The organism is Streptomyces sp. NPDC023723, from assembly GCF_040639815.1.
Taxonomy (GTDB): Bacteria; Actinomycetota; Actinomycetes; order Streptomycetales; family Streptomycetaceae; genus Streptomyces.
Window position 1 is genome coordinate 135,223 of sequence record NZ_JBFAAP010000008.1, and the last position, 23,040, is coordinate 158,262.

The following is a 23,040-nucleotide window of genomic DNA, read 5'->3' on the forward strand; positions in this document are numbered from 1 at the left end:
GAGGGAACCACCATGCAGCTCCCGGCCGACGTGCCCCTGCACCCGCGCAGCCCCGACCATCTGCGCCACTTCCACGGACTCCCGGTGTTCGACTTCCCGGAGGCCGGCGACGACCGGCCGCTGCCGGACGACCCGGGATCCGTGGCATGGCGCCTGCGGTGCGGCCAGCGGGCCGAGAACGAGGACGCCTACGACTACTGGAACCGGTTCTTCGCGACCGCCCCGCTGGACGGCATACGCGCGTTGCTCATCGGCAGCCCGTGGTACGGGTTCGACGGGGGCGGCCTGGACGACCGGATGCCGATGATGGCCGACCGGCTGACCAGCCTGGAGGCCCTGTTCCTCGGTGACGTGGACATGGAGGAGTCGGAGGTCTCCTGGATCGAGCAGTCCGACCTCACCCCGGTCCTCGACGCCTTCCCCGGCCTGCGCGAACTCGGCGTGCGGGGCGGCACCGACCTGGAGTTCCCCGTCGTCCGCCACGAGGGGCTGCGCACGCTGCGCTTCGAGAGCGGCGGACTGCCCCGCGAGGTGGTGCGCAACGTCGCCGCCAGTGACCTGCCCGCCCTGGAGTACCTGGAGATGTGGCTGGGCGTCGAGGACTACGGCGGCGACGCGACGGTGGCCGACCTGCGGCCGCTGCTGGACGGTGACCGGCTGCCCGCGCTGCGGCATCTGGGGTTGCAGAACAGCCTGTTCCAGGACGACATCGCCGCCGCGGTGGCCCAGGCGCCGGTCGTGGCCCGGCTGGACACCCTGCGGCTGTCCATGGGTTCGCTCAGCGACGAGGGCGCCGAGGCGCTGCTGCGCGGGCAGCCGCTGACCCATCTGCGCTACGTCGATCTGCACCACCACTACCTGAGCGACGCCATGATGCTGCGCGTGTGGGAGGCGCTGGAGCCGGCCGGGGTGCGGGTGGATCTGTCGGGCCAGATCGGGGACGACGACGAGGACGACTGGGACGAGGACGACGACGGCTCCCCCATCCGCTACACGGCCGTCGCCGAATGATGTCCGCAGTCCCCGCCCCGCCCCCCGGAAAGGCCGCCATGGCGAACATCCCGGTCCCCGACGACCACCAGACGCGGGTCATGGTCAGCCGTGAGCTGAACGGCCGGGACCCCTGGCTGGACCCCGCCGAGCCGGTGACCGCCCTCCATGTCGCGCGCGCGGCGGCGCATCACCTCGGCGGCACCGCCGACGTGGCCGAGCGGCTGGCCGGGCTGGGCTACCGGCTGCCGCCCGCCGAGGAGCTGGCCGCGATCACCGACGCCGACGTCAGGCTGCTCAGCCGGGACCTCGACGGCCGCGGGCCGTGGATCACCCCCGAGGACATTCCCGGGCTGCGCGTCCACGTGCTGCGCGCCGCCCTGCGACTGGACCGGCGCCCCGCCGAGCTGGCGGCGCGCTGCGCGGAGTTCGGCTTCCCGGTGCCCGGCCCCGACCGCTTCCCGCAGACGGTGGACCACGACGACCTGAAGCTGGTCAGCGGGTCGCTCGACGGGCAGCGGCCCGCCCTGCCGGACGACCCGCCCCGGCTGCGGGCCCACCTGGTGCGGGCCGCCGCCGAGTTCGGCCGGCCGGCCGCCGAACTCGCCGCCCGCTGCGCCGAACTGGGCTACCGGCCGCCGGCTCCCGGCACCCTGCCCGAGGCCGTCGAGGACGGCGACCAGCATCTGGTGCGGGACGCGTCCGGGGCGCTGCTGTCCGACACCGAGCCGGTGCCGCTGGGCCACGTCCTGCACGTACTGCACCTGGTCCGGCCCCGTGACCTGCCGCGGACCCCCGCGGAGACGGCCGACGCGGTGATCGCGCTGGGCGAGCGGTTCACCCGCCTCGGTTTCCGCACCAGTGCCGCCGTGCCGGAGGTGTCCGCCGACGACCTGGTGCTCGCCAGCGCGGGGCTGGACGGCCGCGCCCCCTGGCTGGACGCCGGGCAGCCGGTGCCGCTGCACCACGTCCTGCGCTTCGCGCACACCCACGGCCGGGACCCGAACGAGGTCGTCGCCCGGCTCGGCCGCCTCGGCCACCACCACCTGCCCGAGGGGCCGCTCGCCGGGTCCGTGGACGCCGCCGACCTCGACCTGACCGAACGGGACCGGGGCGGGCGCTTCGGCCGGCTGACACAGCGCGATCCCGAGTGGCTGCCGCACCTGCTGGCGGTCTGCGTCCGCACCGGACGGACCCCCGCCGAGGCAGCCGACCGGCTCCGGCGGCTCGGCTACCGCATCCCCGCCGAGGGCATACCGGCCGAGGCCCGGGAGCGCGACCTGCGGCTCCTCAGCCTGCCGGTGCCCACCGAGGACACGCTGTGGATCTCCCGTACCGGGCCGGTGCCGGTCGGGTACGCGCTGCGCGCCGCGCACGCCGAGGGCATGACCGCCGCGGCCGTGGCGGACCGGCTGCGCGAACTGGGCCACCGGGTGCCCGACCTGCCCGACCGGCCCGTCACCGAGGACGACCTCCGGCTGATCACCGAGCAGCGGGACGGCACCGCGGTCCCGCTGGCGGACACCGTGCCGTACGGCCGGATCGTCCAGGCCGCCGAGGAAGCGGGCGGCGGCGTCCGGGAAGCCGCCGAGCGGTACCGGGCGCTGGGCTACACCGACGTCGTACTGCCCGCCGATCCGCCGGCCGGGCCGATCGGCGCCGGCGCCACCGGCCTGGTCAGGTCCGGGACCGGCTGGCTGGACCCGCGGGCGGTCGTGGCGCCCGCGCACATCCTGCGGCGGGCGGACGCCGACGGCACCGGCCCGGCCGAGATCGGGCGGCGGCTGCGGGCCCTGGGCTACCGGCGGCTGTCCGACACGCTGCCGCCCACGACGCGCCCCGACGACCTGAAGCTCATCACCTTCAACGGGCACGGGGTGAAGTTCCTCGACCCCGCGGAGCCGGTGAGCGCGAACCATGTCCGGCACATCGCCTACGCGCTGAAGCGGAGCTCCTACGACGTCGCCGTCCGGCTGGCCGCCCTCGGCCACACCCTCGGTTTCGCCCCGGAGCCGGACGACGCCCTGATCCTCAGCCAGAACGTCGACGGCAGCGCTCCCTGGGTGCAGCTGATGGAGGACGCCGGTCTCGGCCATGTGCTGCGCGCCGCGCAGCTCCTCGGCCGCACCCCGGCCGAGATCGACGAGCGCCTCCGGGCGTTCGGCGACATCCAGCACACCCTGCCCGCGTTCGACGGCTACGACGACGTGGACATCCTGGTGCTCAGCCGGAATCTCGACGCCCGGGCGCCCTGGCTCGGCTGGCTGGGCAGACCGACGCTGGAGCACGTGCTGCGCGCGGCGCGGGCGACCGGCCACACCCCCGAGGCGATCGCGCGGCGGCTGACCCGGCTCGGCCACGAGATCCATGTGCCGGCCACCGCCGACCCCGCCGAGCTGCCGCTGGTCCGGGCGCTGCCCCCGGCCGACGGCCCGCTGCGGACGGAGGACCTGCTGACCGTCGTCGGCGAGCTGGGCCTCAGCCCCGCCGAGCTGGCCCGGCGGCTGACCGCCCTGGGCGTCGCGATACCCGACGTCACCTACCCGGACCGGCGCCCGGCGCCGGCCCCGTAGGTCAGTCCCGGTACCCCCAGGCCCGGGCCAGTTCGCGCAGCCGGGGCGGCAGGTCGGTGTCCGGGGCGGCGGGGCGGGCGGCGCGGATGCGGCCGGACTTGAGGGTGTCGGACCAGTCGCCGAGCTGGGGGCGGAAGTCGCCGTGGTCCTTGCTGCCGTAGTCGAGCATGCCGGACTCCCAGGGCACACCGAGGTAGTCGCAGATGCCCCGGGTGACCCGTTCCGGCTCGGCGGTGAGGTCCTCGTAGGTGATCACGTGGGCGGCGGGGTCGTGCCGCGCCTCCTCCAGCTTCTCGGCGTACCCGAGGACCTCGGCGCGGATGGCGGCGTGGTCCGGGTCGCTGCGGCGGGCGGTGAGGGAGGCCACCACCGCGCCCGGGTGGCGCAGCAGCACGATCCGGCGGGCCGCCGGCCAACATCGGTGCAGCCGGGGCCAGACGTGCACGTTGGCCGGGGTCTTGTCGACGATGAGGTCCTTGCCGCTGCGGACCAGTTCGAGGTGGAGCACCCGGTCCCACAGCACGTGCTCCAGCTCGTCCCGGTCGAGTTCCAGCGCCCGCATGGCCTTCGGGGTGAAGGACCGGGTGAGCTGGACCCGCAGGGTGCGCAGATGCATCTCGTGCGGGGCGCGGATGCGGCTGTGGCTGTTCAGCAGGACCCGCAGCAGGGTCGACCCGGAGCGCACCGAGGACAGGACGAACACCGGGGACTCCACCAGGCGCGGCGCGGGCGGGGCGGTGTACCCCTCGTCGGCCGGCGGGCGGGGCGCGGGCACCGCGTCGAGGGTTCTGCGCGGCGGGCTGACCGCCTGGGCCATCAGCCTCCCCCGGCGCTTCAGTCCCTTGCCGATCGCGGACAGTCGCGGGTCTCGCACCGTGCCACCTCTCTCTTGGTCGTGCTGGCCGCATCCCAGGGGTGGCAGGCGAACCGGAGGTGTACGGCAGGCGGCGCCGCGGGGTCGCACTTTCGCGTACAGCACGGTTGACCAGGCGCTTCGCCGCTTCCTTAATTCTTCATGGGAAGACGCTGGCCGGAGTACCGGCGGTCGGCGGTTACCGGAGGTAAGCGAGGCCGGGATGGACGGCGGTGTAGCCGTCGACGAGGCGGCGGGCCACGTTCACGGAGTCCACCAGCGGGTGCAGCGCGAAGGCCGTGACGGCCCGGGCCCGGGAGCCGGACTCGGCGGCCGCGAGGACCTCGCGTTCGACGGCCTTGACCGCGCAGACCAGGCCGGTGGCGTGGTCCGGCAGCGGACCGGCGGACAGCGGACGGGCGCCGCTGGCGTCGACCAGGCAGGGCACCTCGATGACGGCGTCGGCGTCCAGGGCGGCGAGCGTGCCGCCGCCCCGGACGTTGAGGATCAGCGTGGTGCGTTCGCCGCGGGCCAGGGCCCGCATCAGGTCCAGGGCCACCTGCTCGTAGCCGCCGGCCAGGTCCTCGGCCGCGCGGTCGCCGGCGCCGGCCGTCTCCCGGTTCTCGGCCATGTAGGTGGCCTCGCGCTCGGCGCGGGTGCGTTCCCACAGCTCCAGCGCCGAGCGGCCGGGGTCGCGGGCCTCGGCGTAGAACGCGGCCTGCTGGTCGCGCAGGAAGGCGCCGCGGGTGCGCTCGGCCGCCTGGTAGGCGCGTACGGTCTCCCGGTTGAAGTAGTAGTAGTGCAGGTACTCGTTGGGGATCGCGCCGAGGGCGCGCAGCCAGTCGGGGCCGAAGAGCCGGCCCTCCTCGAAGGAGCCGAGCAGGGCGGGGTCGGCGAGCAGTCGCGGCAGTTCGTCGCGGCCGGCCACCCGCAGGCCGCGCACCCAGCCGAGGTGGTTGAGGCCGACGTAGTCGACGAACGCCTCGCGCGGGTCGACGCCGAGCGTCCGGGCGATCCGGCGGCCGAGGCCGACCGGCGAGTCGCAGATGCCGATGACGCGGTCGCCGAGGTGCCGGGACATCGCCTCGGTGACCAGTCCGGCCGGGTTGGTGAAGTTGATGACCCAGGCGTCGGGGGCCAGCCGGGCCACCCGGCGGGCGATGTCGACGGCGACCGGGACGGTGCGCAGGCCGTAGGCGATGCCGCCGGCGCCGACCGTCTCCTGGCCGAGGACGCCTTCGGCCAGCGCCACCCGTTCGTCCTCGGCGCGGCCCGCCAGGCCGCCGACCCGGATCGCGGAGAACACGAAGTCGGCGCCGGTGAGCGCCGCGTCCAGGTCGGTCGTCGCGGTCACCCGGGGCGGGTCCGGGACCCCGGCGGCCTGCTCGGCCAGCACCCGGGCGACCGCGGTGAGCCGGTCGCCGTCGAGGTCGTGCAGGACGACCTCGGTCACCCGCCGCTCGCCCCGGTCCCCGAGCAGCGCCCCGTACACCAGCGGCACCCGGAATCCGCCGCCGCCCAGAATCGTCAGCCTCACGTCCGCGTCCTTCCCGCACCGGCCGGCCCGCCGCCGGCCTCCGCTGCCGCCGATCATGGCACGCGGGCCGGCCGGCGAGGACCGTACCGATCATTGACTGCCGGGCGTGCGGTGCCTACCTTCACCGGGACCGGCACCGGCCCGCTCCCGGAAAGACACCCGGCCCATGACCGCCTCCACCGCCCCCGACCGGCTGCTGTCGGTGCTGGCCGCCTTCGACCACGAGCACCCCGCGCTGTGCCTGACCGACATCAGCCGCCGGGCCGGGCTGAGTCTGACCACCGCGCACCGGCTGGTGGGCGCGCTCACCGCGTGGGGCGCGCTGGAGCGCGACGGGGCGGGGCGCTACCAGGTGGGGCTGCGGCTGTGGGAGATCGCCGCGCTCGCGCCGCGCGGCCTGGCGCTGCGGCAGACCGCGCTGCCCTATCTGGAGGACCTGTACGAGGCGACGCACGAGAACGTGCAGCTCGCGGTGCGCGACGGCGACGAGGTGGTGTACGTCGAGTGGCTGTCGGGGCGGTCGGCGGTCGGGGTGCACATCCGGGTCGGCGGCCGCTGGCCGCTGCACGCCACCGGGGTGGGGCTGGCGCTGCTGGCGCACGGCGCGCCGGAGTTCCAGGAGGCGTACTGCGCGGGTCCACTGGCCGCGTTCACCCCGTACACGGTCACCGACCCGGCCCGGCTGCGCCGCGCGCTGGCCGAGGTGCGGCGCACGGGCACGGCGGTCAGCGACCGGCAGGTCACCGAGGACGCCCTGTCGGTGGCGGCCCCGGTGCGCGGCGCGGACGGCACGGTGACCGCCGCCGTCTCGGTGGTCGTCCCGCACGACGCCGCGCGGGTACCGGTGCTGGTGCCGGCGGTGCGGCTGGCGGCCCGCGGGATGTCCCGGGCGCTGGGGTGGCGGCCCGGTCCCCGGTGAGGGGCGGGGAGGCGCGCTTACGGCTTATTCACTCCTGCCACATTTCTCACAGCTCTCCCAGGTGACGAACAGCTCCTCACAGGGCCGGCCCAGCTATAAGGTGCAGACTGCACCCAATCGCCGCCGAACCCCCGAAAGGCCCGACCCGTGATCACCCCCCGCATACCCGACCAGCAGGACGTCCAGCCGGGACGGTGGTCCCGGCGCGGGGTGCTCGCCGCGCTCGGTGCCGTGCCGGTGGCCGCGGCGCTGGCCGGCGCGGCGTCCGGCACCGCGCGGGCCGCCGAGGGGACCACCGGCGGGACCGCTGGGGGGACCACCGCGAAGACCCGTTCCCTGACCGCGACCGTGACCCCGGAGGCGGGCGGCACCTACGGGGTCGGCATGCCGGTGTCGATCACCTTCTCGCACGCGGTGACCCGCAAGGCGGCGGTGGAGTCGGCGATCACGGTGAGCGCCGACCCCGGTGTCGAGGTGGTCGGCCACTGGTTCGGCGACACCCGGCTCGACTTCCGGCCGAAGACGTACTGGGCCAAGGACACCACGGTCACCGTCGACCTGCGGCTGGCCGGCGTCCGCGCGGGCGAGGACCTCTACGGCACCCAGACGAAGAACTTCACCTTCCGCGTCGGCCGGTCGCAGATCAGCACCGTCGATCTGAAGAAGGAGACGATGACGGTCGTGACGGACGGCGCGAAGACCGCCGCCTATCCGGTCACCGGCGGCTCCTCCGACCACACCACCTGGGCCGGGATCATGGTGATCAGCGAGCGGCTGGCGGAGACCCGGATGCAGTCCTCGACGGTCGGACTCGGCGACGAGTACGACATCGCGGACGTGCCGCACGCCCAGCGGCTGACCACCTCCGGCACCTTCATCCACGGCAACTACTGGACCGCCGCCTCGGTCTTCGGCCACAGCAACGGCACGCACGGCTGCATCGGTCTGCACGACGCCAAGGGCGGGGCGGACCAGGAGACGGCCGGGTACGAGTTCTACGACGGTTCGCTGCTCGGGGACGTGGTGATCGTGAAGAACTCGGGCGAGGACACCGTCGACCCGGCCAACGGGCTCAACGGCTGGAACCTGTCCTGGAAGAAGTGGAAGGCGGGCAGCGCCCTGTAGGGCCGGTCGCGCTGTCCCATTCGCCCCCTTCAAGGGCTGAACTCGCCCTGAACACAAGGACTTTATCGGCTTCACCTCTTGACGACCGGGGACCCGGGGAGCACATTGGCCGCATTCTGAGAGCGCTCTCAGAGTCGCAGTGCCCCCGCATCCTCCCCGTACCGAGAGGCACCCCCATGCGCGAATCCTCCGGCCCCCCGCACAGACGCAGACCGCTGCGGCACGCGCTCGTCGCCGCCCTGGGCGCACTCGGCCTGGCGGTGGCCGGCGCCACCCTCGCCGCCCCGGACGCGGACGCCTCCGCGCCCACGCCGCCCTCCGGCTGGACCCAGCTCTTCCTGGACGACTTCAACGGCAGCGCCGGCTCCGGCGTCAGCACCGCCAACTGGCAGTACGCGACCGGCACTTCGTACCCGGGCGGCGCCGCCAACTGGGGCACCGGGGAGGTGGAGACGATGACCTCCGCCACCAACAACGTCTCCCTCGACGGCAGCGGCAACCTGCGCATCACCCCGCTGCGCGACGCGTCCGGCAACTGGACCTCGGGCCGGATCGAGACCAACCGCACCGACTTCCAGCCGCCGGCCGGCGGCAAGCTGAGCGTCGAGTCGCGCATCCAGATGCCGAACGTGACCGGCGCCGCCGCCAAGGGCTACTGGCCCGCGTTCTGGATGCTGGGCGCGCCGTTCCGGGGCAACTACTGGAACTGGCCGGGCGTGGGCGAGCTGGACATCATGGAGAACGTCCAGGGCCTCAACACCGTCTGGGCCACGATGCACTGCGGGACCAACCCGGGCGGCCCCTGCAACGAGACCACCGGCATCGGCGGCTCCACCGCCTGTCCCGGTTCCACCTGCCAGTCCGGCTTCCACACCTACCGGATGGAGTGGGACCGCTCCACCAGCGTCGAGCAGATCCGCTTCTACGTCGACGGCGTCAACTACCACACCGTGCGCGCCGACCAGATGGACGCGACGACCTGGGCCAACGCCACCAACCACGGCTTCTTCGTGATCCTCAACGTGGCGATGGGCGGCGGCTTCCCGGGCGCCTTCGGCGGCGGCCCGGACAGCGGCACCGTGCCCGGCCACCCGATGCTGGTCGACTACGTCCAGGTGCTGTCGGCCGGCTCGGGCGGCACCACCACCCCGCCGCCCACCGGGAACCGGGACGCGTACACCGCGATCCAGGCCGAGTCCTACGACGCCCAGTCCGGCACCCTCACCGAGACCACCACCGACTCCGGCGGCGGGCAGAACATCGGCGCCCTGGCCAACGGCGACTGGGCGCAGTTCAAGGGCGTGAAGTTCGGCTCCGGCGCGGCCACGCAGTTCAACGCCCGGGTGGCCAGCGGGGCGGCGACCGGCGTCAGCGGGCTGGTGGAGGTGCGCCTGGACAGCCGGACCGCCACGCCGGTCGGCAGTTTCGCGGTGGGCGGCACCGGCGGCTGGCAGTCGTGGCGGACGATCCCGGCGAACATCTCCTCGGTGACCGGCACCCACGACGTGTATCTGACCTTCACCAGCGGCCAGCCGGCCGACTTCGTGAACGTGAACTGGTTCAGCTTCGGGCACTGAGCACCCCGCCGGAACCGGGGGCCGCGCGGCAGCGCGGCCCCCTTCGCCGTGCCCGGCTCAGCTCAGCTCCGCCCGGAACGCCGCCGGCGTCAGGTCCGTGTGCTGGTGGAAGAACTTGGAGAAGTTCGCCGCGTCGGGGAAGCCGACCGCCGCGCCGACCCGGCCGATCGGCAGGTCGGTGTGGGCGAGCAGCCGCTTGGCCTCCAGGACGACGCGCTTGTCGATGAACGCCTTCGGGGTCTCGCCGGTGGCGGCGCGCACCGCGCGGACCAGGGTGCGGCGGGAGTAGCCGAGCGCGTCGGCGTAGGCGCTGACGCTGTGATTGGTGGCGAAGCCGCGCTCCACCGCGTCCCGGAACAGGGTGAACGTGGTGTCGGCCTGGTGGCTGCGGGCCGCCTCCGCCGAACTGGCCGCGAGGTGCGCGAGGCGCAGCAGGAACGCGGTGAGCGTGTGCCGCAGCACCGCCGTGTGCAGGCTCAGCGGCAGGGTGGTGGCGTCCTCGTACTCGCGTCGCAACTGGTCCAGGGCGGCGGTCAGGGCGTCGTACCGGGCCGGGTCGGGGCGCAGCAGCGGCGGCAGGTCGTAGCGGTACAGGCCGGTGGCCTCGACGGTGGCGCGGGGCAGGAAGCCGGGCTGCATGGTCAGCGCGGTTCCGCGGTACTCGCTGGTCTGCGAGAAGCGGTGGACCTGTCCGGGCCGGATCCACAGCACGTCGCCGGCGCTCGCCTCGTACTCGGCGAAGTCGACCATGTGCCGGACCGGGCCGCCGGTGAACAGCATGACGACGTGGAAGTCGATGCGGTGCACGCGGAGCATCGGGGCCTGGGCGTGCCAGGTGCGGCCGGCGCCCATCGGCCCGACCTGCACGCCGACGCCGAGGAGGCTGAGATCGACCGGGAAGGGGAACGTTCTGATCCCGTCGCCGCCGCCCGCGTTGTGAGGGTGTTCGTCCGCCATGTCCTTCTCGTACCGTCCGCTCGGGCACCCGGATGCCCGAGGCGTGTCCCAGTTTCACCACAGGCTGGCACACGATGACCTTCACTCCCAAAAGTCAGACTTTTAAGTTTGAACACGTCAGAGCAGCCACTTCGCTCCAATCGAGGATTTCTTGAAGATGAGCACGCATACCGCGGACCGCTTCGAATGGACCGAACTCGACCGGCGTGCCGTCGACACCGCCCGTGTTCTCGCGGCCGATGCGGTGCAGAAGGTCGGGAACGGGCACCCCGGGACGGCGATGGCCCTCGCCCCGGCCGCCTACACGATCTTTCAGAAGGTGATGCGTCACGATCCCGCCGATCCCGAGTGGACCGGCCGGGACCGTTTCGTGCTGTCCCCCGGACACACCTCGCTGACCCTCTACACGCAGCTCTACCTGGCCGGGTACGAGCTGGAGCTGGACGACCTGAAGGCGTTCCGGACGCACGGGTCGAAGACCCCCGGTCACCCCGAGTACGGGCACACGGCGGGCGTGGAGACCACCACGGGGCCGCTCGGGCAGGGCGTGGCCAACGCGGTGGGCATGGCGATGGCGGCCCGCTACGAGCGCGGTCTGTTCGATCCCGAGGCGCCGGCCGGCGAGTCCCCGTTCGACCACACCATCTGGGCGATCGTCTCGGACGGCGACCTCCAGGAGGGCGTCTCCGCCGAGGCGTCCTCGCTGGCCGGCCACCAGAAGCTCGGCAACCTGGTCTTCCTCTACGACGACAACCACATCTCCATCGAGGGCGACACCGCGACCGCCTTCTCCGAGGACGTGCTGAAGCGGTACGAGGCGTACGGCTGGCACGTCCAGCGCATCGAGCCCGCCGAGCACGGCGACGTGGACGTGCCCGCCCTGTACGCGGCCCTGAACGCCGCCAGGGCGGAGACCGGCCGTCCCTCGATCGTCGCGATGCGCACGATCATCGCCTGGCCCGCGCCGAACGCCCAGAACACCGAGGCGTCGCACGGCTCCGCGCTCGGCGCCGACGAGGTGGCCGCCACCAAGCGGGTCCTCGGCTTCGACCCGGAGCGGTCCTTCGAGGTCGCCGACGAGGTGCTCGCCCACACCCGGGAGGCACTGGACCGGGGCGCGGAGGCGCACGCCGCCTGGGACAAGCGGCTGGACAAGTGGCGCGGCGCGCAGCCCGCGCGGGCCGAGCTGTTCGACCGGGTGGTCGCGGGCCGGCTCCCCGCGGGCTGGCAGGACGCGCTGCCGGTGTTCGAGCCCGGCCAGTCGGTCGCCACCCGGGCCGCGTCCGGCAAGGTGCTCCAGGCACTCGGCCCGGTGCTGCCCGAGCTGTGGGGCGGCTCCGCCGACCTCGCGGGCTCGAACAACACCACGATCGACAAGACGTCGTCGTTCCTGCCCGCGGGCAACCCGCTGCCGGAGGCCGACCCGTACGGCCGTACCGTCCACTTCGGCATCCGCGAGTTCTCGATGGCCGCCGAGATGAACGGCATCGCGCTGCACGGCAACACCCGGATCTACGGCGGCACCTTCCTGACCTTCTCCGACTACATGCGCAACGCGGTGCGCATGTCGGCGCTGATGCAGCTGCCCGTGACGTACGTGTGGACGCACGACTCCATCGGCCTGGGGGAGGACGGTCCGACCCACCAGCCGGTCGAGCACCTCGCCGCGCTGCGCGCCATCCCGGGCCTGAACGTGATCCGCCCGGCCGACGCCAACGAGACCGTGGCCGCCTGGGCCGAGGTACTGCGGCGGCACGCCACCAATCCGGCGCCGCACGGCTTCGCCCTCAGCCGGCAGGGCCTGCCGACGTACCCGGCGAACCCGGACGCGGCGCGCGGCGGCTACGTCCTGGCGGACGCCGCCACCGGCACCCCGGAGGTGATCCTGATCGCCACCGGCTCCGAGGTGCAGGTCGCCGTCGCGGCGCGCGAGCTGCTCCAGGCGGCGGGCACCGCCACCCGGGTGGTGTCGATGCCGTCCGTGGAGTGGTTCGAGGAGCAGCCGCGGGAGTACCGGGAGAGCGTGCTGCCGCCCGCGGTGCGGGCCCGGGTGGCCGTCGAGGCCGGCATCGCGCTGACCTGGTACCGCTTCGTCGGTGACGCGGGACGCATCGTCTCGCTGGAGCACTACGGCGCCTCCGCCGACGCCAAGACCCTGTTCGCCGAGTACGGCTTCACCGCCGAGCACGTGGCCGCCGCGGCCCGGGAGTCCCTCGCCGCCGCCCGCGCCTGACCGTGCTCGCCCTGCTTGATCGCAACGCCAGAAAGAAGATGATGATCACTGTGACCGAAGCAACCGGGACCCCGGGAGCGCTCAAGCGCCTGGCCGACGAGGGTGTCTCCGTATGGCTGGACGACCTGTCCCGCACCCGGATCGAGTCCGGGGACCTGGCCCGGCTGGTCGAGACCGGCGGTGTCGTCGGCGTCACCACCAACCCGTCGATCTTCCAGGCGGCCATCGGCGCCGGCGCGGGCTACGAGGAGCAGCTCGCCGATCTCGCGGTGCGCGGCGTCACCGTGGAGGAGGCGGTGCGGATGATGACCACCGCCGACGTCCGCGCCGCCGCCGACGTACTGAAGCCGGTGTACGAGGCGAGCGGCGGCCGGGACGGCCGGGTCTCCATCGAGGTCGACCCGCGGCTCGCCCACGACACGGCGGCCACCATCGCCGAGGCCCGGCAGCTGTTCTGGCTGGTGGACCGGCCCAACGTCATGATCAAGATCCCGGCGACCAAGGCCGGGCTGCCGGCCATCACCGAGGTCGTCGGGGCGGGCATCAGCGTCAACGTGACGCTGATCTTCTCCCTGGAGCGCTACCGCGAGGTCATGGACGCCTACCTGGCCGGCCTGGAGAAGGCCCGGGCGGCCGGGCACGACCTGGCCGCCGTCCACTCGGTGGCCTCCTTCTTCGTCTCCCGGGTCGACAGCGAGATCGACAAGCGGCTGACCGTGCTGGGCACCGACGCGGCCCGCGCCCTGAAGGGCAAGGCGGCGCTGGCGAACGCGCGGCTGGCCTACGAGGCGTACGAGGAGGTCTTCGCGGGGAACCGTTTCACCGCCCTGGCGGGCACCGGTGCCAACCGGCAGCGCCCCCTGTGGGCGTCCACCGGGGTGAAGGATCCGGCATACCGGGACACCCTGTACGTGGAGGAGCTGGTCGCTCCCGGCACCGTGAACACCATGCCGGAGGCCACCTTGGCCGCCACCGCCGAGCACGGTGACGTCCAGGGGAACACGGTCACCGGCGGCTACGCCCAGGCGAGGGCCGACCTCGCCGCCGTGGAGCGGCTCGGCATCTCGTACGACGAGGTGGTGGAGCTGCTGGAGCGGGAGGGCGTGGCCAAGTTCGAGGCGGCCTGGCAGGACCTGCTCGACGCCGTGACGAAGTCCCTCGACAGCAAGGGAGTTGACGGGGAATGAGCAAGGAGCTTCCCGACCCGGACGCGGGCGAGACCAAGGGCACGAAGGAGGCCAAGGAGGTCCGGGACGCCCAGGAGGCGGCGGGGGTCGTGGCCGCCGACGCCCCCGCGCAGCCGAAGCCGGAGCCGGGGAAGGCCCGGCGCACCGGCGCGCGGGCCAAGAAGGACACCGCCCCCGCAGTCATCCCCACCGCCGAGTGGAGCAATCCGCTGCGCGACCCCCAGGACCGCCGGCTGCCCCGCATCGCGGGCCCGTCCGGCCTGGTCATCTTCGGCGTGACCGGTGACCTGTCCCGCAAGAAGCTGATGCCGGCCGTGTACGACCTGGCCAACCGGGGCCTGCTGCCGCCGGGCTTCTCGCTGGTCGGGTTCGCCCGCCGGGACTGGGCGGACCAGGACTTCGCCGAGGTCGTGCACCAGGCGGTCAAGGAGCACGCCCGGACCGAGTTCCGCGAGGAGGTCTGGCAGCAGCTCTCCGAGGGCATGCGGTTCATCCCCGGCGACTTCGACGACGACAGCGCCTTCGAGGAACTGCGCAAGGCGGTGGACGAGCTGGACGCCTCCCGGGGCACCAGCGGCAACTACGCCTTCTACCTCTCGGTACCGCCGAAGTTCTTCCCCAAGGTGGTCCAGCAGCTGAAGAAGCACGGCCTGGCGGACGCCCCGGAGGGCTCCTGGCGCCGCGCCGTCATCGAAAAGCCGTTCGGTCACGATCTGGAGAGCGCGCAGGAGCTGAACTCGCTCGTGCACGACGTCTTCGAACCGGACCAGGTCTTCCGCATCGACCACTACCTGGGCAAGGAGACCGTCCAGAACATCCTGGCGCTGCGCTTCGCCAACCAGATGTACGAGCCGATCTGGAACCGGTCCTACGTCGACCACGTGCAGATCACCATGGCCGAGGACATCGGCATCGGCGGCCGGGCCGGCTACTACGACGGCATCGGCGCCGCCCGCGACGTCATCCAGAACCACCTGCTCCAGCTGATGGCACTGACCGCGATGGAGGAGCCCGCCTCCTTCGACGCGGCCTCGCTGCTGACCGAGAAGCTGAAGGTGTTCCGGGCGGTGCGGCTGCCGGACGACCTGGGCGAGCACACCGTGCGCGGCCAGTACGCGGGCGGCTGGCAGGGCGGCGAGCAGGTCAGCGGCTACCTGGAGGAGGACGGCATCGACCCGGCCTCCAGCACCGACACCTACGCGGCGATCAAGCTGGCCGTCGACAACCGCCGCTGGGCGGGCGTCCCCTTCTATCTGCGCACCGGCAAGCGGCTCGGGCGCCGGGTCACCGAGATCGCGGTGGTCTTCCAGCGCGCCCCGCACTCCCCCTTCGACACCACCGCAACCGAGGAGCTCGGCGCCAACGCGATCGTCATCCGGGTCCAGCCGGACGAGGGCATGACGGTCCGGTTCGGCTCCAAGGTGCCGGGCACCTCGATGGAGATCCGGGACGTGTCGATGGACTTCGCCTACGGCGAGTCCTTCACCGAGTCCAGCCCCGAGGCGTACGAACGCCTGATCCTGGACGTCCTGCTCGGCGACGCGAACCTGTTCCCGCGTCACCAGGAGGTGGAAGAGTCCTGGCGGATCCTCGACCCGGTCGAGGAGTACTGGGCCACCCACGGCAAGCCGGCCCAGTACGCCTCCGGCGGCTGGGGCCCCGAGGAAGCCGACGAGATGCTCGCACGAGACGGACGGAGCTGGCGCAGGCCATGAGGATCGACCTGACCGACACCACGGCAAGCAAGGTCAACAAGGCGCTGGTCCAGGGCCGCCGGGCGATCGGCACCCCGGCCGTGGGCATGGTCCTGACGATGGTCATCGTCACGGACGAGGAGAACGCCTACGACGCGATCAAGGCGGCCGAGGAGGCCTCGCACGAGCACCCCTCGCGCACCCTGGTCGTCATCAAGCGGCACACCCGCAACCCGCGCGAGCGCACCAAGTCGCACCTGGACGCCGAGGTGCGGGTCGGCTCCGAGGCGGGCACCGGCGAGACGGTGGTGCTGCGCATGTACGGCGAGGTGTCGCGGCACGCCGACTCGGTGGTGCTGCCGCTGCTGCTGCCGGACGCGCCGGTCGTCGTGTGGTGGCCGGTGGACGCCCCCGACGACCCGGCCAAGGACCCGCTGGGCGCGCTCGCCCAGCGCCGGATCACCGACCTGTACGCGGTCGAGAACCCGATGCGGACGCTGGAGAATCGGGTCCGCACCTACGCGCCCGGCGACACCGACCTGGCCTGGACCCGGCTGACGCTGTGGCGCTCGATGCTGGCGGCGGCACTGGACCAGGCCCGGATGAAGGTGACGTCGGCGACGGTGGAGGCCGAGACGGACAACCCGGCCGCCGAACTGCTGGCCCGCTGGCTGGAGGCCCGGCTCGGCGTCGTGGCCGACCGGGTGGTCAGCGACGGCCCGGCCGTCACCACGGTCCGGCTGGGCACCGCGGCCGGCGAGATCGTCATCGACCGCCCCGAGGGGCCGGTGGCCACCCTGACCCTGCCGGACCAGCCGCCGCGCACGCTGGCGCTGAAGGTCCGCTCCACCGCAGAACTGATCGCCGAGGAGCTCAGGCGCCTCGACGCGGACGAGATGTACGCCATCGCCCTGCGCGGCGAGGGCACCGAGGAGACCCCTGTCCATGTCTGACACCCCCGAGCTCACCCGCCGTCCCGAGTGGACGGCCCTGGAGAACCACCGCGCCGAGGCGCTGCTCCGTCCGGAGCTGCGTGAGCTGTTCGCCGCCGATCCCTCGCGCGCCGAGCGCTATGTCGTGCGCGTCGGGGACCTGCGCATCGACTACTCGAAGCACCTGGTCACCGACGAGACCCTGGCGCTGCTGCGGGAGCTGGCCGCCGCGACCGACGTGTTCGGGCTGCGGGACGCCATGTTCGACGGCAAGAGGATCAACGTCACCGAGGACCGGGCGGTGCTGCACACCGCGCTGCGCGCCCCGGCCGACGCGGTGGTCGAGGTCGACGGCGAGAACGTGGTGCCGCGGGTGCGCGCCGTGCTGGACAAGATGGCCGGCTTCGCGGACCGGGTGCGGTCCGGCGCGTGGACCGGCCACACCGGCCGGCGCATCCGCAATGTCGTCAACATCGGCATCGGCGGCTCCGACCTGGGTCCGGCGATGGCGTACGAGGCGCTGCGCGCCTTCACCGACCGGGACCTGACGGTCCGCTTCGTCTCGAACGTGGACGGCGCCGACCTGCACGAGGCGACCCGCGACCTGGACCCGGCCGAGACGCTGTTCATCGTGGCGTCCAAGACGTTCACCACGATCGAGACGATCACCAACGCCACCTCGGCCCGGTCCTGGCTGCTTGCCGCGCTCAAGGACGACGACGCGGTCGCGAAGCACTTCGTCGCCCTGTCGACCAACGCCGGTAAGGTCGCGGACTTCGGCATCGACACGGCCAACATGTTCGAGTTCTGGGACTGGGTCGGCGGCCGCTACTCCTTCGACTCGGCGATCGGCCTGTCCCTGATGATCGCCGTCGGCCCGGACCGGTTCCGCGAGCTGCTCGACGGCTTCCGCATCGTCGACGACCACTTCCGCACCGCCCCGGCGGAGGCCAACGCCCCGCTGATCCTCGGGCTGCTGGGCGTCTGGTACGGCAACTTCATGGACGCCCAGTCGCACGCGGTGCTGCCCTACAGCCACTATCTGGCCAAGTTCACCGCCTACCTCCAGCAGCTGGACATGGAGTCCAACGGCAAGTCGGTCACCCGGGACGGGCGGCGGGTCAAGTGGCAGACGGGTCCGGTGGTGTGGGGCACGCCCGGCACCAACGGGCAGCACGCCTACTACCAGCTGATCCACCAGGGCACCAAGCTGATCCCGGCGGACTTCATCGGCTTCGCCCGCCCGGTCGCCGAGCTCGACGACCGGCTCAAGGCCCAGCACGACCTGCTGATGGCCAACTTCTTCGCCCAGACCCAGGCCCTCGCCTTCGGCAAGACCCCCGAGGAGGTGCGCGCCGAGGGCGTTCCGGAGGAACTGGTCGCCCACAAGACGTTCCAGGGCAACCACCCCACCACCACCGTCCTGGCCACCGAGCTGACCCCGTCGGTGCTCGGCCAGCTGATCGCGCTGTACGAGCACAAGGTGTTCGTGCAGGGCGCGGTGTGGAACATCGACTCCTTCGACCAGTGGGGTGTCGAACTCGGCAAGGTCCTCGCCAAGCGCGTCGAACCCGCCCTCAGCGAGGGCGCCCACGTCCCCGGCCTCGATCCCTCCACGGCCGCGCTGGTGGCCGCCTACCGCGAACTGAAGGAAGTGCACTGACATGCAGATCGGTCTCATCGGGCTCGGCAAGATGGGCGGCAACATGCGCGACCGCCTGCGCAACGCCGGCCACGACGTCGTCGGATACGACACCAACCCCGAACTCTCCGACGTGGACAGCCTCGTCGACCTCGTGGACCGCCTCGACGGACCCCGCGCGGTGTGGGTGATGGTCCCGGCCGGCGGCCCCACCCAGGCCGTCATCGACCAGCTCGGCTCCATCCTCAAGCCCCGCGACATCGTCGTCGACGGCGGCAACTCCCGCTGGACCGACGACGAGAAGCACGCCGAGGAACTCGCCAAGCGCGGCATCGGCTTCGTCGACGCCGGGGTCTCCGGCGGTGTGTGGGGCCTGAAGAACGGCTACGCGCTGATGGTCGGCGGCGAGAAGGAGTACGTCGACCGGCTCCAGCCGGTCTTCGAGGCGCTCAAGCCGGAGGGCCCCTACGGCTACGTGCACGCGGGCAAGGTCGGCGCCGGGCACTTCGCCAAGATGGTCCACAACGGCATCGAGTACGCCATGATGCAGGCGTATGCGGAGGGCTGGGAGCTGCTTGAGAAGGTCGACTCGGTGGACAACGTCCGCGAGGTCTTCCGGTCCTGGCAGGAGGGCACGGTCATCCGGTCCTGGCTGCTCGACCTCGCCGTCAACGCCCTGGACGACGACCCGCACCTGGAGAAGCTGCGCGGCCGGGCCGCCGACTCCGGCGAGGGCCGCTGGACCGTGGAGGCGGCCATCGACAACGCGGTGCCGCTGCCCGCGATCACCGCGTCGCTGTTCGCCCGGTTCTCCTCCCGGCAGGACGACTCGCCGCAGATGAAGATGATCGCCGCACTGCGCAACCAGTTCGGCGGCCACGCCGTCGAGTCCTCGAAGTAGTCCGCGGTGGGAGATCTGCTGCTGGTCCGCCACGGCGAGACCGAGTGGAGCCGGTCCGGACAGCACACCAGCCACACCGACCTGCCCCTCACCACCCGAGGTGAGGAGCAGGCCAAGTCGCTGGCCCCGCTGCTGTCCGGACGGCCCTTCGCCCGGGTGCTCACCAGCCCGCTGGGCCGGGCCGTGCGCACCGCCGAACTGGCGGGCCTGGTCGGCGCGGAGTCCGACGCCGACCTGCACGAGTGGGACTACGGCGGCTACGAGGGCGTCACCAGCGTCGACATCCACCGGGCCCGGCCCGGCTGGGACCTGTGGACGGACGGGGCACCGCCCGGCGACGAGAGCCCCGGCGAGTCGCCCGAGCAGGTCGGCCGGCGGGCCGACCGGCTGCTGGCCCGGGTCGAGCCGGCGCTCGCCGCCGGCGATGTGATCCTGGTGGCGCACGGCCACTTCCTGCGGGTGGTGACCGCCCGCCGGCTCGGGCTGCCGCCCGCCGAGGGCCGGCTGTTCCAGCTGGCGACCGGGACGCTGAGCCGGCTGTCCACGGAGCACGACCGTCCGGTGATCGCGGAGTGGAACGCGCGGCCGTGAACTCCCGGCGGCCGGGGCCTGATTGACAGGACCCGGCCGCCGCGTCAGAGTCCCCGTCGATGGAGATCAACGAGCTGACGCCGGCCGAGGCGCGGGTGTGGCGGGCCTTCGCCCGGGGCGAGTACGTCGACTTCCGCGCCGCGCCCGACGACGACCCCGCCGACGGGGGCACCTGGGGGGCGGAGCGGACCGTACGCGGCGAGGTGCTGCGCGCACTGCTGCTGCACGGGCCGCGGGAGGACGGCGAGGTCGCCGCGCTGGACGTCGCGGGCGCGCGGATCACCGGCGGCCTCGACCTCCAGTACGCGAGCGTCGACCACCCGGTGCGGCTGCGGCACTGCCACTTCGAGGAGACCCTCCGGTGCTACGCCGCCCGGCTGCGCGAGCTGAACCTCAGCGAGTCCGTGCTGCCCGGCCTGGTCTCGCACGCCGTGCGGGTGGACGGCATGCTGCGGATGACGCGGGCCCGGTGCCGCGGCACGGTACGGCTGAACGGGGCGGAGATCGGCCGCAGCCTGTACCTGGAGGGCGTGGCGATCGACGCGCCGGACGCCGAGGGGCCGGTGCTCCATCTGAACCAGACAGTCGTCGGCGCGGACCTGTGGGCGCCGGGACTGCGGACGCGGGGATCGGTCCGGCTCACCGGGGCGTCCGTCACCGGCATGGTCAACCTCAAGGACGCCGAACTGGACGCGGCCGACGGCACCGCCCTGGACGCGCAGCACCTCGTCGTCGGATCGAGTGTGACGGCCACCTGCCTGACCGCCCGGGGCACCCTCGACTTCCGGGGCGCCCGTGTGCCCGGCACCCTGGAACTGGCCCACGCCCGGCTGTCCCGGCCCGGCGGCACCGCGCTGCGGGCCACCAGCTGCGTCATCGGGGAGCTGTGGCTGTTCGGCGGCGGCCGGATCGAGGGCGCGCTGCGGCTGCGCCGGGCCCGGCTGGACAGCCTCAGCCTCGACCCCGCGATGGTGCCGGCCGAGGTGTACCTGAACGACCTCACCTACACCGCGCTGGTCCCGCACCACCCGGCCGCGCTGCGGCTGGCGATGCTGGAACGCGACGGCGACGGCTATGTCCCGCACTCCTACGAGCAGCTGACGGCCGCCTACCGGCGTATCGGCGACGACGACGCGGCCCGGCTGGTGCAACTGGCCAAGCTGCGCCGGCACCGCCGCACCCTGCGCTGGTACGCCCGCCTGTGGGGCCACCTCCAGGACCTCGCCGTCGGCTACGGCTTCCGTCCGCTGCGGGCCGGCGCCTGGCTGCTGTCGCTGCTGGCCGTCGGCTCCCTGGCCTACGGGCTGCACCACCCCGAGGCGCTGAAGCCGTCCGAGTCCCCGGAGTTCAACCCGGTCTTCTACACCCTCGACCTGCTGCTGCCGATCATCTCCTTCGGACAGGAGACGGCGTTCGCCCCGGGCGGCTGGTACCAGTGGCTGGCCTACGCCCTCGTCCTCATGGGCTGGATCCTCGCCTCGACGGTGGTGGCGGGCGTGACCCGGGCCGTCAGCCGCCAGTGAGCTCCCGGGCGGCGTGCTGCGCGGCCAGCCGGACGGCGGCGTTCGGGGCGCCGTAGCCCCGGTAGCCGTCGTCGCGCTGGAGGAGTTCGAAGAAGACCCGGCCCACCGTCCGGGTGTAGCAGTGCCGGAAGACGCCGTGCGCGTCGCGGTCGTAGAGGATGCCGAGTTCGCGGTACGTCTCCAGCTCGCCGGCGGCGAACTCGAAGCGGGCGGCCAGGTCGTCGTAGTAGTTGGCCGGGATGGGCAGCGGCCGGCCGCCGGCCGCGCGGAAGCGGCGGGCCGCCGCCACCACGTCGTCGGTGGCGAGCGCGATGTGCTGGGCGTGCACGGTGTCGTCGGTGGGTGCGGCGCCGACGCTCAGCACGATGCGGACGGCGCCGTCGTCGCTGGTGACGGCGCGGCTGCGGAGCAGCCCGTAGGGGTCGGCGACATCCACGCTCTGCTGCGGGCTGAGCCCCAGGACGCTGCGGTGGAAGAGGGCCGCCTCGTCGAAGTGGTGCCAGGGCTGGGTGAGGGCGAGATGGTCGATGCGGCACACCTCGGGCGGTTTTGGCGCGGGGGTGTCGGCGGCGAAGTCGGCCCGCCAGTCGGGGCCGTCCGCGCCGGGGGCGGCGCAGAAGAAGAGTTCCGTGCCGTCGGGCGCGGCGACCGCGTCGAGGAGCGCGTCCTCGGGGGCACGGCGGCGCGGCAGTACCGGCGCCAGCAGTGCCTCCGCGCGCCGGGCGGCGCCCGCCGGGTCCGCGGAGTTGAGGCCGATGGCGGCGAGCCGGGTGCCGTCGCGGCGTTCGGCCGGACCGGTGTTGACCAGCACCCTGGCCTCGCCCTGCTGCCACAGGTCGACGGGCTTGCCGCGGTGCCGGGCGACCCGGGTGAAGCCGAGGGCGCCGAGCAGCGCGGTGACCGGCTGGGCGTCCGGGGTGACCAGCTCGGCGAAGGCGACACCGGTGGGGACGGCCGGCGGGGGCGGGGCGGCGGTGCCGACCTCTTCCTGGAGCAGCCGCAGGGAGCGCTGGGCGTCGACGGCGGTCGGGCCGGCCTCGGACTGCCGGAAGACGTCGTTGAACACCTCCAGGGAGAGCGGCCCCGCGTAGCCGGTGCGCAGCACGTGCCGGACCAGTCCGGCGATGTCGAAGCCGCCCTGGCCGGGGAAGCAGCGGTAGTGGCGGCTCCACTGGAGGACGTCCATGGCGAGCCGGGGCGCGTCGGCGAGCTGGAGGAAGAAGATCTTCTCGCCGGGGATGTCCTCGATGCCCTTGGGGTCGCTGCCCCGGGACAGGATGTGGAAGCTGTCCAGACAGGTGCCGAGCGCGGGGTGCCCGGCCGCCTCGACGACCCGCCAGGCGTGGTCGTAGGTGCTGATGTGCCGGCCCCAGGCGAGCGCCTCGTAGGCGACGCGGACGCCGTGCTCCTGGGCGAGCGAGGCCAGCCGGGCGAGCTGTTCGGCGGCGAGCGCGTCGTCGTCGATGGCGTCCGGGGACACGCTGGAGCAGACCAGCACGGTGTCGGCGCCGAGCCGGCGCATCAGCTCGAACTTGTGCCGGGCCCGTCGCAGGCTCTGGACGAACCGCGCCTCGGGCAGTGCCTCGATGTCCCGCATCGGCTGGTAGAGGTCGACGGTGAGGCCGAGGTCGGCGCAGCGGGCGCGGATCTCCTCGGGGGTGAGCGGGCTGGCCAGCAGGTCGTTCTCGAAGATCTCCACGCCGTCGAACCCGGCCAGCGAGGCGGCGGTCAGCTTCTCGGTGAGGGAGCCGCTGAGGGAGACGGTGGCGATGGACGTACGCACGTCGGTACCTCGTTCCGGATCGG

At 73.1% G+C, this 23,040-nt stretch carries 17 protein-coding genes; 13 read left to right on the forward strand and 4 right to left on the reverse strand.

Annotated features, from left to right (window positions below):
* Positions 1-12: 12 nt before the first annotated feature.
* Positions 13-1,011 (forward strand): STM4015 family protein, encoded by a 999-nt coding sequence (locus tag AB0G32_RS12315; RefSeq protein ID WP_361161810.1) that lies wholly within the window; start codon positions 13-15, stop codon positions 1,009-1,011.
* Between the two features lie 38 nt (positions 1,012-1,049).
* Positions 1,050-3,563: a hypothetical protein gene (locus AB0G32_RS12320; RefSeq protein ID WP_361161812.1), complete on the forward strand. Its 2,514-nt coding sequence runs from the start codon at positions 1,050-1,052 to the stop codon at positions 3,561-3,563.
* Position 3,564: 1 nt separating this feature from the next.
* On the opposite strand, the gene AB0G32_RS12325 is transcribed toward AB0G32_RS12320, so the two are convergent.
* Positions 3,565-4,437, reverse strand: a complete 873-nt coding sequence (locus AB0G32_RS12325; protein ID WP_361161814.1) for a sulfotransferase — start codon at positions 4,435-4,437, stop codon at positions 3,565-3,567.
* A gap of 178 nt (positions 4,438-4,615) precedes the next feature.
* Positions 4,616-5,953, reverse strand: a complete 1,338-nt coding sequence (locus AB0G32_RS12330) for a 6-phospho-beta-glucosidase (protein ID WP_361161816.1) — start codon at positions 5,951-5,953, stop codon at positions 4,616-4,618.
* Positions 5,954-6,119: 166 nt separating this feature from the next.
* Between AB0G32_RS12330 and AB0G32_RS12335 the strand changes: the two genes are divergently transcribed.
* From AB0G32_RS12335 to AB0G32_RS12345, 3 genes are all read left to right on the forward strand, one after another.
* Positions 6,120-6,872 carry an IclR family transcriptional regulator gene (locus AB0G32_RS12335; RefSeq protein WP_361161818.1) on the forward strand — a complete coding sequence of 251 codons (753 nt, stop codon included), beginning with the start codon at positions 6,120-6,122 and terminating at the stop codon, positions 6,870-6,872.
* Between the two features lie 147 nt (positions 6,873-7,019).
* Positions 7,020-7,997 (forward strand): L,D-transpeptidase, encoded by a 978-nt coding sequence (locus tag AB0G32_RS12340; RefSeq protein WP_361161820.1) that lies wholly within the window; start codon positions 7,020-7,022, stop codon positions 7,995-7,997.
* 176 nt (positions 7,998-8,173) lie between these two features.
* Positions 8,174-9,574, forward strand: a complete 1,401-nt coding sequence (locus AB0G32_RS12345; RefSeq protein ID WP_361161822.1) for a glycoside hydrolase family 16 protein — start codon at positions 8,174-8,176, stop codon at positions 9,572-9,574.
* 57 nt (positions 9,575-9,631) lie between these two features.
* Here the strand turns inward: AB0G32_RS12345 and AB0G32_RS12350 are convergent, their stop codons facing one another.
* Positions 9,632-10,531, reverse strand: coding sequence for an AraC family transcriptional regulator (locus AB0G32_RS12350; protein ID WP_361161824.1), 900 nt, complete (start codon positions 10,529-10,531; stop codon positions 9,632-9,634).
* Between the two features lie 157 nt (positions 10,532-10,688).
* Here AB0G32_RS12350 and tkt point away from each other — a divergent pair, with 157 nt between their 5' ends.
* From tkt to AB0G32_RS12390, 8 genes are read left to right on the forward strand one after another with little or no spacing between them, the layout of a single operon-like run.
* Positions 10,689-12,764, forward strand: a complete 2,076-nt coding sequence (tkt, locus tag AB0G32_RS12355) for a transketolase (protein WP_361161826.1) — start codon at positions 10,689-10,691, stop codon at positions 12,762-12,764.
* A 41-nt stretch (positions 12,765-12,805) separates the two neighbouring features.
* A complete protein-coding gene (gene tal / locus AB0G32_RS12360) occupies positions 12,806-13,951 on the forward strand; it encodes a transaldolase (protein WP_361161828.1) in 1,146 nt (381 codons plus the stop codon).
* Positions 13,948-15,666 carry a glucose-6-phosphate dehydrogenase gene (gene zwf / locus AB0G32_RS12365; protein ID WP_361161830.1) on the forward strand — a complete coding sequence of 573 codons (1,719 nt, stop codon included), beginning with the start codon at positions 13,948-13,950 and terminating at the stop codon, positions 15,664-15,666. Before tal ends, zwf begins: the two co-directional genes overlap by 4 nt.
* Positions 15,663-16,598, forward strand: a complete 936-nt coding sequence (gene opcA, locus AB0G32_RS12370) for a glucose-6-phosphate dehydrogenase assembly protein OpcA (protein WP_361161833.1) — start codon at positions 15,663-15,665, stop codon at positions 16,596-16,598. The genes zwf and opcA overlap by 4 nt, the downstream gene beginning before the upstream one ends.
* Positions 16,591-18,240, forward strand: a complete 1,650-nt coding sequence (pgi, locus tag AB0G32_RS12375; RefSeq protein WP_361161835.1) for a glucose-6-phosphate isomerase — start codon at positions 16,591-16,593, stop codon at positions 18,238-18,240. The genes opcA and pgi overlap by 8 nt, the downstream gene beginning before the upstream one ends.
* 1 nt (position 18,241) lies before the next feature.
* A complete protein-coding gene (gene gnd / locus AB0G32_RS12380) occupies positions 18,242-19,120 on the forward strand; it encodes a phosphogluconate dehydrogenase (NAD(+)-dependent, decarboxylating) (RefSeq protein ID WP_361161837.1) in 879 nt (292 codons plus the stop codon).
* Positions 19,121-19,126: 6 nt separating this feature from the next.
* Complete coding sequence (locus AB0G32_RS12385) at positions 19,127-19,711, forward strand: histidine phosphatase family protein (protein WP_361161839.1); 585 nt, start codon at positions 19,127-19,129, stop codon at positions 19,709-19,711.
* Positions 19,712-19,770: 59 nt separating this feature from the next.
* Positions 19,771-21,234, forward strand: coding sequence for a membrane-associated oxidoreductase (locus tag AB0G32_RS12390; RefSeq protein WP_361161841.1), 1,464 nt, complete (start codon positions 19,771-19,773; stop codon positions 21,232-21,234).
* Here the strand turns inward: AB0G32_RS12390 and AB0G32_RS12395 are convergent.
* The gene (locus AB0G32_RS12395) at positions 21,221-23,017 is read right to left on the reverse strand and encodes a TIM barrel protein (RefSeq protein WP_361161843.1); all 1,797 of its coding nucleotides are present in this window, start codon (positions 23,015-23,017) and stop codon (positions 21,221-21,223) included. The two genes, AB0G32_RS12390 and AB0G32_RS12395, sit on opposite strands and share 14 nt — an antisense overlap.
* Between the last annotated feature and the right edge of the window lie 23 nt (positions 23,018-23,040).

What these genes read in the sequence shown, in the direction of transcription:
- AB0G32_RS12315 (WP_361161810.1), top strand. Translation starts at nt 13, where the DNA reads ATGCAGCTCCCGGCCGACGTGCCCCTGCACCCGCGCAGCCCCGACCAT.
- gnd (WP_361161837.1), top strand. Translation starts at nt 18,242, where the DNA reads ATGCAGATCGGTCTCATCGGGCTCGGCAAGATGGGCGGCAACATGCGC.
- tal (WP_361161828.1), top strand. Translation starts at nt 12,806, where the DNA reads ATGATCACTGTGACCGAAGCAACCGGGACCCCGGGAGCGCTCAAGCGC.
- opcA (WP_361161833.1), top strand. Translation starts at nt 15,663, where the DNA reads ATGAGGATCGACCTGACCGACACCACGGCAAGCAAGGTCAACAAGGCG.
- tkt (WP_361161826.1), top strand. Translation starts at nt 10,689, where the DNA reads ATGAGCACGCATACCGCGGACCGCTTCGAATGGACCGAACTCGACCGG.
- AB0G32_RS12335 (WP_361161818.1), top strand. Translation starts at nt 6,120, where the DNA reads ATGACCGCCTCCACCGCCCCCGACCGGCTGCTGTCGGTGCTGGCCGCC.
- AB0G32_RS12390 (WP_361161841.1), top strand. Translation starts at nt 19,771, where the DNA reads ATGGAGATCAACGAGCTGACGCCGGCCGAGGCGCGGGTGTGGCGGGCC.
- AB0G32_RS12345 (WP_361161822.1), top strand. Translation starts at nt 8,174, where the DNA reads ATGCGCGAATCCTCCGGCCCCCCGCACAGACGCAGACCGCTGCGGCAC.
- AB0G32_RS12320 (WP_361161812.1), top strand. Translation starts at nt 1,050, where the DNA reads ATGGCGAACATCCCGGTCCCCGACGACCACCAGACGCGGGTCATGGTC.
- pgi (WP_361161835.1), top strand. Translation starts at nt 16,591, where the DNA reads ATGTCTGACACCCCCGAGCTCACCCGCCGTCCCGAGTGGACGGCCCTG.
- zwf (WP_361161830.1), top strand. Translation starts at nt 13,948, where the DNA reads ATGAGCAAGGAGCTTCCCGACCCGGACGCGGGCGAGACCAAGGGCACG.
- AB0G32_RS12350 (WP_361161824.1), bottom strand. Translation starts at nt 10,531, where the DNA reads ATGGCGGACGAACACCCTCACAACGCGGGCGGCGGCGACGGGATCAGA.